This window comes from Rathayibacter sp. AY1C2, from assembly GCF_002931195.1.
In the GTDB taxonomy this organism is placed as follows: Bacteria; Actinomycetota; Actinomycetes; order Actinomycetales; family Microbacteriaceae; genus Rathayibacter.
Genome location: NZ_PSWG01000009.1, coordinates 64,831 through 79,098 on the forward strand (window position 1 = coordinate 64,831; position 14,268 = coordinate 79,098).

Sequence of the window (14,268 nt, forward strand, 5' to 3'; positions counted from 1 at the left end):
CCATGCCGCTGACCCACCCGGCCCCGCACGAGACCCGCCTGGAGCGCGGGGTGCTCGACGCGCGACGGCGGCTCAACCGCGACTACCTCCTCTCGCTCACCGACGAGGGGCTGCTGCAGAACTTCCTGATCGAGGCCGGGATCGGCGACCAGGGCTGGCACCTGCACCCCTCGCAGGACTCGCGCGAGGCCCGCGGCCTCGACCGGCACTGGGGCTGGGAGACGCCGGGCTCCCAGCTGCGCGGGCACTTCCTCGGCCACTGGCTCTCCGCCGCGGCCCGCGAGGTCGCGGTCACCGGTGACCCGCTGCTGCGCGTCCGGATCGACTCCGTGCTCGACGGACTCGAGCGCTGCCAGGAGGAGAACGGCGGCGGCTGGATCTGGGCGATCCCGCGCGGCTACCTCGACCGCCTCGCGACCGGCCGCCCCATCTGGGCGCCGCAGTACGCGATGCACAAGCTGCTGATGGGCCTCGTCGACCTGCACCTCGACCTCGGCGACGAGCGGGCGCTGCGGATCGCGCGGGCCGCCACGGTCCCGCTGCTGGAGTGGGTCCGCGGATTCGACGACGCCGCGTTCCAGGAGATCCTCGAGGTCGAGACCGGCGGCATGCTCGAGGTCTGGGCCGACCTCCTCGCGATCACCGGGGACCCCGTCTACACCGAGCTGCTCGGCCGCTACGACCGCCGCTCCCTCTTCGAGGGCCTGCTCGAGGGCCGCGACGTGCTGACCAACATGCACGCCAACACCACGATCCCCGAGGTGCTCGGCGCCGCCCGCGCCTACGAGGTCACCGGCGACGAGCGCTGGCGGAGGATCGTCGAGGCCTACTGGGAGCAGGCGGTCACCCTCCGCGGCACCTTCTGCACGGGCGGTCAGACCTCCGGCGAGATCTGGACGCCGCCCTTCGCGTTCGCCGCTCGCCGCGGCGAGAAGACGCAGGAGCACTGCGTCGTCTACAACATGATCCGGCTGGCCGACGTGCTGCTGCGCTGGACAGGCGACCTCGCCTACGCCGACTACATCGAGCGGAACCTCTGGAACGGCCTCCTCGCCCAGCAGAACCCGCGGACCGGGATGGTCGCCTACTTCCTGCCGCTCGAGGGCGGCGCCCGCAAGGACTGGGGCAGCCCGACCGAGGACTTCTGGTGCTGCCACGGCACGCTGGTGCAGGCGCACACGCGCCACTCCGGGCTCGTCTTCTACCGCGGCGGTGACGCCGAGCTGACGATCGCGCAGCACGTCGACGCGAGCCTGCGCCTGCCGTCCGCCGCCGGCGACGCGGCGGTGCGGGTCGAGGTGCTCGACACCGCCGGCTACGTCGGCCCGGACGCCAACGCGGGTGCCGCGGGCGACGTGCACCGCCCCACCGCCTCGCGGATCCGGGTCGAGATCGTCTCGGAGGAGGGGGTCGCGCTGCACGTGCGGCTGCGGGTGCCGGAGTGGACCGTCGGCGAGCCGGGGGTCGCGGGCGACGCCGAGCGCGTCCGGGCGGGCGACGGCGCGCTCCTGATCGAGCACCCCGGCGGCCGCACGAGCGTCGACCTCGCCTTCGGCACCGAGATCCGCGCCGTGCCGATCCCGGACGAGCCGGGCACGGTCGCCTTCGTCGAGGGCCCGATCGTGCTGGCCGGCCTCGTCGACCGCGAGATCGCGCTGCGGGGGCGCCTCGAGGACGCCCCCGCCCTGCTCGCCCCCGACAACGAGCGGCAGTGGACCCAGTGGCTGCGCGGCTACCGCGCCGTCGGCCAGCCCGCCGCCGTCCGCTTCCGGCCTCTGCACGAGGTCGTCGACGAACCCTTCTCGCTCTACTTCCCGGTCTCGGCCGGGAGCTGATGGACAGGATCCCCTCCGTGACCTGCGCTCCGCGCTCATGACCGCCTCCGCCGCCTCCCCCGCCGTCCAAGCGATGCCCCGCGGCCGCCTCCTGCTGCCGATCTTCGCGATGCTCGTCGGCTTCGGGCCGCTCACCATCGACCTGGTGCTGCCGTTCCTGCCGACGCTGCAGGACGATCTCGGCGTCTCGGTGGCGACCGCCCAGCTGGTCGTCACCGGCGCCACCTTCGGCTTCGCGGCCGGCCAGCTCATCTCAGGACCGCTCAGCGACGCGGTCGGCCGCAAGTGGCCGCTCGGCGTCTCGGCGGCGCTGCACATCGCGGCGAGCCTCGTCGCGGCGATGACCTCCGACACCGCCGTGCTGCTCTCGGCCCGCTTCGTCCAGGGCGCCGCCTGCACCGCTGCGGGCGTCGTCGTCACCGCCATCGTCCGCGACCTCTACAGCGGCAAGCGGCTCGTCACGATGCTCGCGAACCTCGCCGTGATCGTCTCGGTCTTCCCGATCCTGGTGCCCTCCGTCGGCGCGCAGCTGACCAAGGTGATCGACTGGCGCGGCTCCTTCCTCGCGGTCGCCGCCTGGGGAGCGCTCGCGACCGTGATCGCGCTCCTGGTGCTGCCCGAGACGCTGCCCCGCGAGCGGCGGCACCAGGGCGGGCTCGGCCCGTCGCTGCGCAACTCCTTCGGGATGCTCCGGCGGCCGCGCGTGCTGGCGCTCGCCGCCGCCTCGGCCGCGGGCTGGTCGGTCGGCTTCGCGTATCTCGCGACCGCTCCCTTCCTCTACACGAACGTCTACGCGGTCGGTCCCGACCTGTACGGGCTGCTGTTCCTGGTCACCTCGCTCGTGACGATCGCGGTCGGGCAGACGACGGGACGGGTGATCGTGCCGCGGTTCGGACCCCGGTTCGCGATGTTCGCCTCGGCGATCGTCACGGCGCTCGGCGCCGTCGTGGTCGCGGTGCTCGCGCTCACCGGCACGCAGCCGCTGCTCGTCGTCGTCGGCGCGCTGACGTTCGCGCTGGCCGGCCGCTCGCTCGGCTTCGCCCCGGTGCAGTACCTCTCGCTGCAGGGCCCGTCGAGCGAGGCGGGCAGCGTCACGGCGATCCTCGGCACGGTCAGCTTCACGGCGGCCGGACTGGTGATGCCGGTGATGGGCGCGTGGGCCGAGATCTCGCTGATCCCGTTCGCGATCCTGCTGCTGCTCGCGGGCCTGGTCGAGGGCGGCGTGGCGCTGCTGTTCCGGCCGGGCTCGCGGCGCTTCTATCCCGGGGCGCAGCGGCTCGAGGACGAGCCGGCGGGGGCCGCCCCATCGGCCGGCCCCCGCGCGCACGACGAGAAGAGCTGAGATGACCCTCCGGGAAGGAACCACCGTGGAACTGCGCTCCGGCGACTACACACTCCGCGTCGAGGCGGGCGGCCTCGAGGTGCTCGCGGGCGAGCGCGTCCTCTACGCGAACGACCGGCCGCTGCGCGTCACGGTCAAGACCGTCGCCGCGATCAGCGAGTACTCCGGCGCGCCCTACGACGCCGTCTCGCTGTCGGAGGGGGCGATCACCGCGAGCGGGACGATCACCGTCCGCTCCGGGTCGGCCTTCGCCGTCACCGATGTCTGGCGCGTCGCGGGCGACGGCTTCTCCGTGCACCGCGACGTCGAGGTGCTGACGGCCGGCGGCGACCTCGGCTTCTCCACCGCCGTCTCGCTCGGGCTGACCGGGTCCGACGACCTCCGCGACTACGAGTGCTTCGCCCCCGGCGCCTGGTACCGCGACAACGCCTTCGGGCCCGCCGACGCGATGGGCCGCGACCCCGGCAGCGAGTACTTCTGGCGCACCGAGACGCACTACGCGCTGCCTCTGTTCGCCGCGCAGAGCCTCGCGACCGGCGAGACCGTGGCGCTCTCGCGCTGGGCGGCCGACGCGACGCTGCCGCGCCTGGACGTGGTCCGCTCGGAGAACTTCACCGACCCGGAGTGCACCGTCGGCTCGATCGGCCTGAGCCGCCCGCAGGGCACGACGCTGAACTACCTCTACTACGGCTTCGGCGTGCGGACCCCGCTCGACGTGCCGCCCGCGGGCCTGTCGATCGACTACGTCCACCCGGGCGCCGACGGCGAGCGCCCGATCGACAACCCCTACTCCGGCCTCGACTACGACGCCGCCCCGAAGGCCCTGCAGCGGGTGAACCACCCGGTCGAGGTCGGCTTCCGCCAGCGCTACGCCGTCGCGGTCGACCTCGGCCGGTACGACGACTTCGCGACGATGATGCGCGCCACCTGGCGCAGCACCTACGCCCGGCTCCGCGACGACCTGTTCGAGGTCGACAACGAGCGGCACTTCCACCACGGCATGGCGATCCTCCAGCGCCTCACCCGCCGCTACGGCGACTCCTGGGGCCTGCCGTTCGCCTGCCAGCTGCCGGACCTCGACGTCTCGAGCGTCTCCTTCCAGTTCGGCTTCGTTGGGCAGCAGCCGGGCATCGGCTACCAGCTGCTGCGCTACGGCGACCGCGAGGGCGTGCCGGAGGCGTTCGAGCAGGGCGTCGGCATCGTCGACTTCTGGGCGCGGACCGCGCTGCCCGAGTCGGGCCCGCCGCGGATGTGCTTCAACCCCTCGCTCGGCGGCTTCGAGCCGTACCCGCACTACCTGCGGATGCTCGCCGACGGCGTCGAGGCGATCCTCGACGCCTACCTGCACCTGCGCGACCTCGGCGACGAGCGCCCGCTCTGGCTCGAGTTCTGCCGGCGGACCGCCGACTGGCTGCTCGAGGTGCAGGACGCCGACGGCAGCTTCCACCGCGCCTACAACGCCGACGGCTCGGTGCGGATGGACTCGCGCTCGAACACCCCGAGCGTGATCCGCTTCCTCGTGCAGCTGCACCTCGTGACGGGGGAGGGGCGCTACCGCGCGTCCGCCGTGCGCGCCGGCGAGTGGTCGTTCGCGAACATCCACCGCACGCTGGAGTACCGCGGCGGCACCTGCGACAACGCCGACATCCAGGACAAGGAGGCGGGCATCTACGGGCTGTTCGGCTTCCTCGCGCTGTACGACCTGACGGAGGAGCCGCGCTGGCTGGAGGGCGCCGTCCGCGCCGCCGACTACACGGAGACCTGGACGTACGCGTGGTCCTTCCCGGTCCGCGCGCCCTGGGCGCATCCCTTCAACCGGTACTCGATCAGCGGACAGAGCATCATCACCCTCGGCGGCGGCGCCGACGTCTACATGGCGGCCTGCTCGTACAGCTACTACCGGCTGCACCTGATCACGGGCGACGAGCACTACCTCGATTTCGCCGAGTTCCTGCACCGCAACACCCGCCAGTCGACCGACGTCGACGGCAGCATCGGCTACGCGATGCCCGGCCTCGGCCACGAGAGCGGCGACTTCGCGACCCAGACCCTGCGCAGCCACCATCACTGGCTGCCCTGGTGCACCTTCGTCGAGGTCGACCCGGCCTCGCGCCTGCGCGACACCTTCGGCGTCTACGAGATCGCCGATGCGCAGCGCCTGCCCGCCGCCGAGCGGGCGGCCCGCAACCGCGTCTACGACCGCTACGGGCACTCGCGGAGCTGACCCCACCCACCGCATCCGGCTCGCGTCTCGTTCCCGCGTCGACGCAGCCGCACGGCGGGTCCGGCTGCCAGCGGGGACGACGCCCGTTGCGCTGCTCCGCCTTCGTCGGCGTACCGGAGCCCGTTCCGCGTGCTGCACCCGCACCATCCGCAGTGCCCTCAGCCGCGCCACTCCACGTCGACGCGCACCGCCTCCGCACCGAGCTCCAGCCCGCCCGACACCTCGCGCCCGTCGACGCGCAGCACCGCGTCGCGCAGCGTGCGCACCCGCGTCCCGCCCGCCGGTGCCAGCCACTCCGCGCTCGGCACCCGCCGCACCCGCAGCGACGCCCGCCCCGGCGACCACTCCAGCCGGTCCACGACCACCCCGCCGCGCGCGCGCAGCCCCGTCACGGCACCCCGCGCCCACGCGGACGGCAGTGCCGGCAGCACCGTCAGCGTCTCGTCATCCGATCCCAGCAGCATCGCCGCCACGAGCCCCGGCAGTCCGCCGCTGGCGTCGAGGTTGAAGATCCGCCCCGCGTCGTGCCGGGTCGTCAGCGTCGGTGACCAGTGCTCGACCGCGAGCCACTCCGCGCAGGTCAGCGCCGCCTCCCCGTCACCCAGCGCCGCCGCCGCGACGCCCACCTGCACCAGCCCGAACGCCATCTCCATCCGCCCGGGAGGAGCGGTCGGCGCCTCGGCCCGCCACGCGATCTTCGCCGCCACCGTCGCCGCCGCGGCGGCCCGCAGCCGCACCGCGGAGGCGCCGGGGCCCTCGAAGGCCGCGTCGCCCGCGTACCAGAGCGGGTACAGCTGCGACGCGTGACGGTGCGCGATCTCCTCCGCGAACCGCGGGTCGATCCACTCCGCCAGCGTGCCGTCCTCGGCGACCCGGTACTCGGGCAGCTCCGCGACCACCCGCGCCCAGCGCTCGTCGAGCGAGTCGTCGCCGCGGGCCCGGCCGAGCAGCGCCGTCGCCCGCGCGGCGTCCCGCAGCACGGCGACGTCGATCGTCGCATCGACCGCTATCGGCGAGCGCGCACCACCCGGTGTGTTCTCGGGGGAGTAGGAGGGGACGATCCGGCGCACCCCGTCGACCACGGTCGTCCCGGTCTCGGCGAAGCGCAGCACGCCCTCGGCCAGCTCCCACAGCCGGTCGTCGACGATGCCGCGGTCCCCCGTGGCCGCGACGGCGTCGGCGGCCAGGCGCAGCACCCAGCCGCCGCAGCCCGTCCAGAAGAGGTGCGGGTAGCTCGCCGCGAAGTGGTCGGCGCGGCCGTGGGTCGACATCCGCGACGGAAGGAGCATCCCCTCCGCCCCGTAGACGAGGCGCGCGTTCTCGCGGTAGTCGTCGAGGTGCGGCAGCACCAGCTCCAGGATCGACAGCGCCAGCTCGGGCGTGCCGGTCGGGATCATCCCCGCCATCGCGCCGTTCTGCACGTTGCCGTTCAGCGTGTAGTCGGCCGACCAGGCCGGCCGCCAGGTGCCCTGCCAGACGCCCTGCAGCGTCGGCGGCAGCTCGCCGGTCGACGCGACGATGTTCGCGCGGCCGCTGAGGTACGCGAGCTCGACGACGCGGCGGCGCGCGCCCTCGTCGCCGGCACGCGCCTCCTCCCAGAGGTCCTCGGTGAGCACCGCGGAGGAGGCGCCGGCGAGATCGAGGGAGGAGGCGCCAACCAGCCGGCCGTGCCCGTGGCGCTGGGCCTCGCGCAGCTCCGCCCACGAGGCGTCGTCGCCCGTCGACTCGCCGCCCGCACGCTCCCGGCTCGCCGGCTCGTCGCCCGCCAGCGACAGATCGACGCGGAGGAGCGCGCCCGCCCCGGCCGCGACCGGCACCGTCGAGCGGGTCACGACGCCCTCCACGTCCCACGGCGCCCCGGTCGCCGCGGTGACCGTCGCGCGGATCCGCTCGCCCCCGGTCTCGGCGCTCCCGGTCCCGGCGACGGCCAGCAGCCGCCCGACCGCACCGCCCTCGACCGTCGCCTCGACCACGGCCGACGCGTCCGGCACGCCCGTGTCGAAGGAGGTCGCGTCCCCGGCGCCCAGCCCGAGCTCGACCGTGCTCTCGCCGTCGCGCTCCGACTCCACCCGCAGCCGGACGCTCTCGCCCCCGTGCGGAGCGATCAGCCGCACCGCGTGCCGCCCGCCGTCGAGGTCGGTCCACTCGACCGCGACCTCGCCCAGCAGCGGGTCGAGCAGGCGCCGGCTCGACGCGACCCCGCCGGCCGTGCGGATCGACAGCGTCGCGCACAGCCCGAGCGGATCGGTCCAGATCAGGCCGCCGTCGTAGCCGCTCGCCCGCGCCCCGCGCTCGAGCAGGTCGCTCGCCGCGTCGGCGTCCCCGGCCAGCAGGGCACTCCGCAGCTCGTCCCGCACCGGGGCGAGGTCCGGGGCGGCGGGCCGCGCGTTGACGGGGAGGAAGTAGCGCTCGTGCGCCAGCGAGACGGTGAGCGCGTCGGCCGGGCCGTGCACCACGGCGCCGACGCGGCCGCTGCCGACGATCAGGCCCTCCTCCCAGGTCGGGGCCGCAGTGGCGGTGACGAGGGTGGGCGTGCGCGACAGTGCGCCGGCGATCGGGGCGATGATCGGTTCCTTTCGGGCTCGCGGGAGTGCCTGATATGTTGCGTGAACCCTCAAATTACCTCTCCCGGTGCGACGGCGCGCGGGAGTCGAGAGTTAGGAATCCGCGATGACGCGACCGATCACCCTCTTCACCGGCCAGTGGGCGGACCTCCCCTTCGAGGAGGTGGCGCGCCTCGCGGGGGAGTGGGGCTACGACGGCCTCGAGATCGCCTGCTGGGGCGACCACATCGACGTGGCGCGCTGGGACGACGCGGAGTACGTGCAGAGCCGGAAGGACATCCTCGAGCGCAACGGCCTCCAGGTCTTCGCGATCTCGAACCACCTCACCGGCCAGGCGGTCTGCGACGACCCGATCGACGAGCGCCACCGCGACATCCTCAGCGACCGCGTCTGGGGCGACGGCGACCCCGAGGGCGTCCGGCAGCGCGCCGCCCAGGACCTCAAGGACACCGCCCGCTTCGCCGCCGCGCTCGGCGTGACGCAGGTCAACGGCTTCTCCGGCTCGTCGATCTGGAAGGGCGTGGCCATGTTCCCGCCCGCCTCCGACGAGTGGATCGCCGCCGGCTACCAGGACTTCGCCGACCGCTGGAACCCGATCCTCGACGTCTTCGAGGAGGTCGGCGTCCGCTACGCGCTCGAGGTGCACCCGAGCGAGATCGCCTACGACTACTGGACCGCCAAGCGCACCCTCGAGGCGATCGGCCACCGCGCCTCGTTCGGCTTCAACTTCGACCCGTCGCACTTCGTCTGGCAGCAGCTCGACAGCGTCGCGTTCGTGCTCGACTTCGCCGACCACATCTTCCACGTTCACGTGAAGGAGTCGGTCACCAACCTCGACGGCCGCAACGGCGTCCTCGGCTCGCACCTGCCGTGGGCGAACCCGCGCCGCGGGTGGACCTTCGTCTCGACCGGGCACGGCGCCGTCCCGTGGGAGCCGGTGTTCCGCGCGCTCAACGCGATCGGCTACACCGGCCCGACCAGCGTCGAGTGGGAGGACGCCGGCATGGACCGCCTCGACGGCGCCCCCGAGGCCCTGGCCTTCGTGCGGAAGCTCAACGCGATCACGCCGCCGGCCGACGCCTTCGACGCGGCGTTCTCGACCTCGCGCGACTGACCGCCCGCCGCACGCCTGCATCCCGGAGGCCGGAAGGACCGACTGCCCGCGAGGGCCGTCCGGGCCTCCGGCCTCCGTCGTGCTGCGAGCGCGTCCGCAACCGGGGCCGGGACGCTGCAGCGGGCGCCGAACGGGCCGGAGCGGGCGATCCGCCCTCGATCGCGGACGTGATCCAGGTCGGTCTCGGCGGCGGGCCCCCCGCCCCGACCCGGCGGCTCGCCGGGAACGACGGAACGGCCGGCCCCCCGCAGGGAGCCGGCCGTCCGGCCTCACAGGATCTACAGGCCCTGGGACAGGCGGTAGTACGCCGCGTTCGAGCGGATGTCGGACTCGAAGCCGCGGAGGGTGGTCGACTCGTCGATCACCAGGAGCTCGACGCCGGCGATGCGGGCGAAGTCCTCCCACGCCTCCAGGCCGATCTGCGTCGTCATCACCGTGTGGTGCGCGGCACCGGCGGTGATCCAGGCGGCGGCGCTGGTGCCGAAGTCGGGGGCCGGCTGCCAGACGGCGCGGCCGACCGGCAGGTGCGGCAGCGTCTGCGGCGGCTCGACGTTCTGGACCTTGTTCGCGACCAGGCGGAAGCGCTCGCGGACGTCGCTCAGGGCGACCACCACGGCGGGGCCGGCGTCGGCGGTGAAGACCAGGCGCACCGGGTCCTCGCGGCCGCCGATGCCCAGCGGGTGGATCTCGAGCGAGGCGCGCTTCGACGACAGGGACGGCGACACCTCGAGCATGTGCGCGCCGAGGATGAGCTCCTCGCCGGGCGTCATGTCGTAGGTGTAGTCCTCCATCAGGCTGGTGCCGCCGGGGAGGCCGGCGCCCATGACGGCGGCGATGCGGATGAGGACGGCCGTCTTCCAGTCGCCCTCGCCGCCGAAGCCGTAGCCGTCGGCCATGAGGCGCTGCACGGCGAGTCCGGGGAGCTGGCGGAGCCCGCCGAGGTCCTCGAAGCTGTCGGTGAACGCCTCGAAGCCGCCCTCCTCCAGGAACGAGCGCAGGCCGATCTCGACCGCGGCGCCGTAGCGGAGCGACTCGTGGCGCTCGCCGCCGGGGAGCAGCTCGGGGACCACGTCGTAGCTCTCGACGTACTCCGCGACGAGGGCGTCGATCTGCTCGGAGGTGGCGGCGTCGACGCGCTCGACGAGCTCGTTCACTCCCCAGGTGTTGACGCTGACGCCGAGGCGGATCTCGGCCTCGGTCTTGTCGCCCTCGGTGACGGCGACGTTGCGCATGTTGTCGCCGAAGCGGGCGACCTTCATGCTCTGCGAGGCGGACCAGCCGGCGGCCGCGCGCGACCAGGTGCCGATGGCCTCGGTGACGCGGGCGTCGCTCGCGTGGCCGACGACCGTCTTCCGAGGCACGCTCATCCGGCTGAGGATGTAGCCGTGCTCGCGGTCGCCGTGCGCGGCCTGGTTGAGGTTCATGAAGTCGAAGTCGATGTCCTGCCACGGCAGGGCGACGTTCGCCTGGGTGTGGAAGTGCAGCAGCGGCTTGGCGAGCGCGTCGAACCCGTGGATCCACATCTTCGAGGGGCTGAAGGTGTGCATCCAGGTGATGACGCCCACGACGGAGTCGTCGGAGTTCGCCTCGATCATGGTGCGGCGGATGGCGTCGGAGCTCTTCAGCACCGGCTTCCACTCGACGGTCACGGGGATCGCGCTCGCCTCGTTGAGCTGCGCGACGACGGCCTGCGACTGCTCGGCGACCTGGCGGAGGGTGTCCTCGCCGTAGAGGTCCTGGCTGCCGGTCAGGAACCAGACGGTGCGGGTGGCGAGGTCGGGGATGATGCTCTGGTACACGCTCATGCGATGGCTCCGGTGGGGTTCTGTCCGTAGACGTTCTGGTAGCGGTCGAACAGGGCGTCGATCGACTCCTGCGGGATGGGGACGAGCTCGCCGCCCTGGCGCGCGAGGTGCACGGTGCGGGCGACGTCCTCGGCCATGACGGCCGCCTTGACGGCGTCCTTCGCGTCCTTGCCGATGGTGAAGACGCCGTGGTTCTGCATCAGGACCGCGCGCGAGCGGTGCCCGCTGAGGGTCGCGACGATGCCGCGGCCGATGGAGTCGTCGCCGATGATCGCGAACGGGCCGATGGGGATCTCCCCGCCGAACTCGTCGGCCATCGCGGTGATGACGCAGGGGATCGACTCGGCGCGGGCCGCCCACGCGGTCGCGTAGGTGGAGTGCGTGTGCACGACTCCGCCGACCTCGGGCATCTCGCGGTACACGTAGGCGTGCGCCGCGGTGTCGCTGGAGGGGCTGCGGTCGCTGCCGGGGGTGCCGGGGACGACGTTCCCGTCGAGGTCGCAGAGGATCATGTTCTCGGGCGCGAGGTCGTCGTAGGAGACGCCGCTGGGCTTGATCACGAAGAGGTCGGCACCGGGCACGCGGCCCGAGATGTTGCCGCCGGTCCAGATGACGAGGCCGTAGCGGACGAGCTCGGAGTGCAGCCGCGCGACGTCCTCGCGGACGCGGGCGATCGCCTCCTCGACGGCGGGGGTCTGGGTGGTCATGCGGTGGCTCCCTGGTTCTGCGGGTCGGTGAGGGTCTCGACGGCGGTCTGCTCGACGGCGAGGCCGGCGCGGTAGCGCTCGAGGTAGGCGGAGAAGCCGGCGACGTCGTCCGCGTCGGGGGCGACGGTCTCGAAGCCGGAGTCGCCGAAGACCTGATCGGTGAGGTACGCGTCGAGCGCGACGCCGCTCTGCAGGCGGTAGGCGGCGAGCACCGCCATGCCCCACGGGCCGCCCTCGGAGGCGGTCGCGGCGACCGAGACGGGGGCGTCGAGCGCGCCGGCGAGGAAGCGCTGGGCGACCCCGGCGGTGCGGAACATGCCTCCGTGCGCGAACATCTCGTCGATCCGGACGCCCTCGCCCGCGAGGACGCGCATGCCCAGCGCCAGGGTGCCGAACACGCCGTAGAGCTGCGCGCGCATGAAGTTGGCGAGCGTGAGGCGCGAGTCGGGGGTGCGCACGACGAGCGGGCGGCCCTCGACCAGCCCGGCGATCGGCTCGCCCGCGAGGTGGTTGTAGGCGAGCAGTCCGCCCGCGTCCGCCTCGCCCTCGAGCGCCTCGGCGAAGAGGGTGCCGTAGACGGCGTCGCTATCGGAGGGTCCGCCGGATGCGGCGGCGAACCGCGAGAACAGGCCGACCCAGCCGGCGAGCTCGCTGGCTCCGTTGTTGCAGTGGACCATCGCGACGAGGTCGCCGGCGGGGGTCGCGACGAGGTCGAGCTCGTGGTGGACGCTCTCCAAGGGGCCCTCGAGGACGACCATGGCGAAGATGCTGGTGCCGGCGCTGACGTTGCCGGTGCGCGGGGCGACGGAGTTGGTCGCCACCATGCCGGTGCCGGCGTCGCCCTCGGGCGGGCAGGCCGGGGCGCCGGGCCGGAGGGAGCCGGTGGGGTCGAGCAGGAGCGCGCCCTCGGCGGTGAGCGAGCCGGCGTCGGCGCCCGCGGGGAGCACGGCGGGCAGCAGCTCGCGCAGCGGCTTCACGGCGCCGGCCGCGCGCGCGTCGTAGAGGTCGACGACGCGCTGGTCGTAGTCGCGGGTCGCCGGGTCGGTCGGGACCATCCCGGAGGCGTCGCCGACTCCGAGGACCTTCTCGCCGGTGAGGCGCCAGTGCACGTAGCCGGCGAGGGTGGTGAGGAAGTCGATCCGCTCGACGTGCGGCTCGGAGTCGAGGACCGCCTGGTGCAGGTGCGCGAGCGACCAGCGCAGCGGGATGTTGGCGCCGAACAGCTCGGTGAGCTCGGCCGACGCGGGGCCGGTGCTGGTGTTGCGCCAGGTGCGGAAGGGGACGAGCAGCCCGCCGTCCGCATCGAAGGGGAGGTAGCCGTGCATCATCGCCGAGACGCCGAGCGCCCCGACGGAGGAGAGCTGCACGCCGTGGCGCGACGAGGCGTCGGCGACGAGGTCCGCGTAGGCGGCCTGGAGGCCCGCGTGGACGGCGTCGAGGGAGTAGGTCCAGCGGCGGTCGACGAACTGGTTCTCCCACTCGTGGCTGCCGACGGCGAGGACCACGGACGGGTCGGCCGCGTCGACCAGGCACGCCTTGATCCGGGTGGAGCCGAGCTCGATGCCGAGGGCGGTGGCGCCGCTCGTGATCACGTCGGCGGGGGTGGGCCTGCGCTGGTCCATCATGCTCCTCGCTCGGGCGATGTGACCGTTCACAAAGCCCCGGGTCAGCGTAGGCGAAACGGCTCGGGGTCGGCAAGCGAGGGGCCGCCCGACGGGGTCCGACTGCTCCTCCGCCGCCGCAAGCCCCTTCCGCCGGGGCCGCCCGCTTGGTCGCATGAGGCATGCGTGAGATCAGACTCGTCAGACTCGTCACCCGCCTCGAGAACGCCGCCGCCCTCGATCCGCTCGTCGGCCGGGTGAAGCGGGCCGTGAACGCGGTGGTCCGGCCGCAGCCGGTGCGGGACGTGCTGCACGGCGTCCCCGTCGGCCACCCCGTCCATCCGCTGCTCGTCCTCGTGCCCACCGGCGCCTGGGTGTCGGCGGCGGTGCTCGACCTGCTGCCGGGGAACCAGCGGGCGGCGCGGACCCTCGTCGGCGTCGGCGTGATCAGCGTCCTGCCGACCGCCGCCTCCGGCTTCAGCGACTGGTCGGAGCTGCACGAGCAGCAGACCCGCGTCGGGCTGGTGCACTCGGCGGCCAACGTGGTCGCGACGGGCCTCTACGCCGCGTCGTGGGTGCAGCGCCGCCGTGGGCGCACCACGAGCGGGAAGGTGCTCGGGATGCTCGGGCTCGCCGTCGTGTCAGGCGGCGGCTACCTGGGCGGCCACCTCAGCTACCGCCAGGCGGCGGGGGCGAACCACGCGGAGGACGTGCCGCACCGCTTCCCCTCCGGCTGGCAGGAGCTCGGCGCCCTGGCGGACCTGCCGGAGCGCACGCCGGTGAGGAGGGAGGTCGCGGGCCTCCCCCTGCTCGCCTTCCGGCGGGGCGAGCGGATCGACGTGCTCTCGAACGTCTGCAGCCACCTCTCGGGCCCGCTCGACGAGGGCGAGGTCTCTGCGGACGGCTCGGGGGAGGCGTGCGTCGCCTGCCCGTGGCACGGCAGCGCCTTCTCGCTCGAGACCGGCGAGGTGCTGCGGGGGCCGGCCACCTCGCCGCAGCCGCGGTTCGAGACGCGGGTGCGCGAGGGGCGCGTGGAGGTGCTGCTGCCGCACGCGGGGTGAGGCGGGGGCCGGTGC

Annotated in this window: 9 protein-coding genes; 5 read left to right on the top strand and 4 right to left on the bottom strand. The window is 73.7% G+C overall.

The genetic code is table 11. The features are described 5' to 3' along the window. The first annotated feature begins 2 nt into the window (after nt 1-2). From C5C55_RS08765 to C5C55_RS08775, 3 genes are read left to right on the top strand one after another with little or no spacing between them, the layout of a single operon-like run. Nucleotides 3-1,835, top strand: coding sequence for a beta-L-arabinofuranosidase domain-containing protein (locus C5C55_RS08765; RefSeq protein WP_104347951.1), 1,833 nt, complete (start codon nt 3-5; stop codon nt 1,833-1,835). 37 nt (nt 1,836-1,872) lie between these two features. Beyond that, a complete protein-coding gene (locus tag C5C55_RS08770) occupies nt 1,873-3,177 on the top strand; it encodes a multidrug effflux MFS transporter (RefSeq protein ID WP_104233639.1) in 1,305 nt (434 codons plus the stop codon). A 25-nt stretch (nt 3,178-3,202) separates the two neighbouring features. Further along, complete coding sequence (locus tag C5C55_RS08775) at nt 3,203-5,401, top strand: hypothetical protein (protein ID WP_104233673.1); 2,199 nt, start codon at nt 3,203-3,205, stop codon at nt 5,399-5,401. Between the two features lie 158 nt (nt 5,402-5,559). On the opposite strand, the gene C5C55_RS08780 is transcribed toward C5C55_RS08775, so the two are convergent. Then, on the bottom strand, nt 5,560-8,019 hold the full coding sequence (locus tag C5C55_RS08780) for a glycoside hydrolase family 95-like protein (protein WP_104233640.1): 2,460 nt from the start codon (nt 8,017-8,019) through the stop codon (nt 5,560-5,562). Nucleotides 8,020-8,071: 52 nt separating this feature from the next. Here C5C55_RS08780 and C5C55_RS08785 point away from each other — a divergent pair, with 52 nt between their 5' ends. Continuing rightward, nucleotides 8,072-9,079 (top strand): sugar phosphate isomerase/epimerase, encoded by a 1,008-nt coding sequence (locus tag C5C55_RS08785; protein ID WP_104226056.1) that lies wholly within the window; start codon nt 8,072-8,074, stop codon nt 9,077-9,079. Between the two features lie 278 nt (nt 9,080-9,357). On the opposite strand, the gene araA is transcribed toward C5C55_RS08785, so the two are convergent. From araA to C5C55_RS08800, 3 genes are read right to left on the bottom strand one after another with little or no spacing between them, the layout of a single operon-like run. Continuing rightward, the gene (gene araA / locus C5C55_RS08790) at nt 9,358-10,884 is read right to left on the bottom strand and encodes an L-arabinose isomerase (RefSeq protein WP_104233641.1); all 1,527 of its coding nucleotides are present in this window, start codon (nt 10,882-10,884) and stop codon (nt 9,358-9,360) included. Continuing rightward, the gene (locus C5C55_RS08795) at nt 10,881-11,591 is read right to left on the bottom strand and encodes an L-ribulose-5-phosphate 4-epimerase (protein ID WP_104224687.1); all 711 of its coding nucleotides are present in this window, start codon (nt 11,589-11,591) and stop codon (nt 10,881-10,883) included. Before C5C55_RS08795 ends, araA begins: the two co-directional genes overlap by 4 nt. After that, the gene (locus C5C55_RS08800; RefSeq protein ID WP_104233642.1) at nt 11,588-13,213 is read right to left on the bottom strand and encodes a xylulokinase; all 1,626 of its coding nucleotides are present in this window, start codon (nt 13,211-13,213) and stop codon (nt 11,588-11,590) included. The genes C5C55_RS08795 and C5C55_RS08800 overlap by 4 nt, the downstream gene beginning before the upstream one ends. A gap of 161 nt (nt 13,214-13,374) precedes the next feature. Here C5C55_RS08800 and C5C55_RS08805 point away from each other — a divergent pair, with 161 nt between their 5' ends. Then, a complete protein-coding gene (locus tag C5C55_RS08805; protein ID WP_104233643.1) occupies nt 13,375-14,253 on the top strand; it encodes a Rieske 2Fe-2S domain-containing protein in 879 nt (292 codons plus the stop codon). Nucleotides 14,254-14,268: the final 15 nt, after the last annotated feature.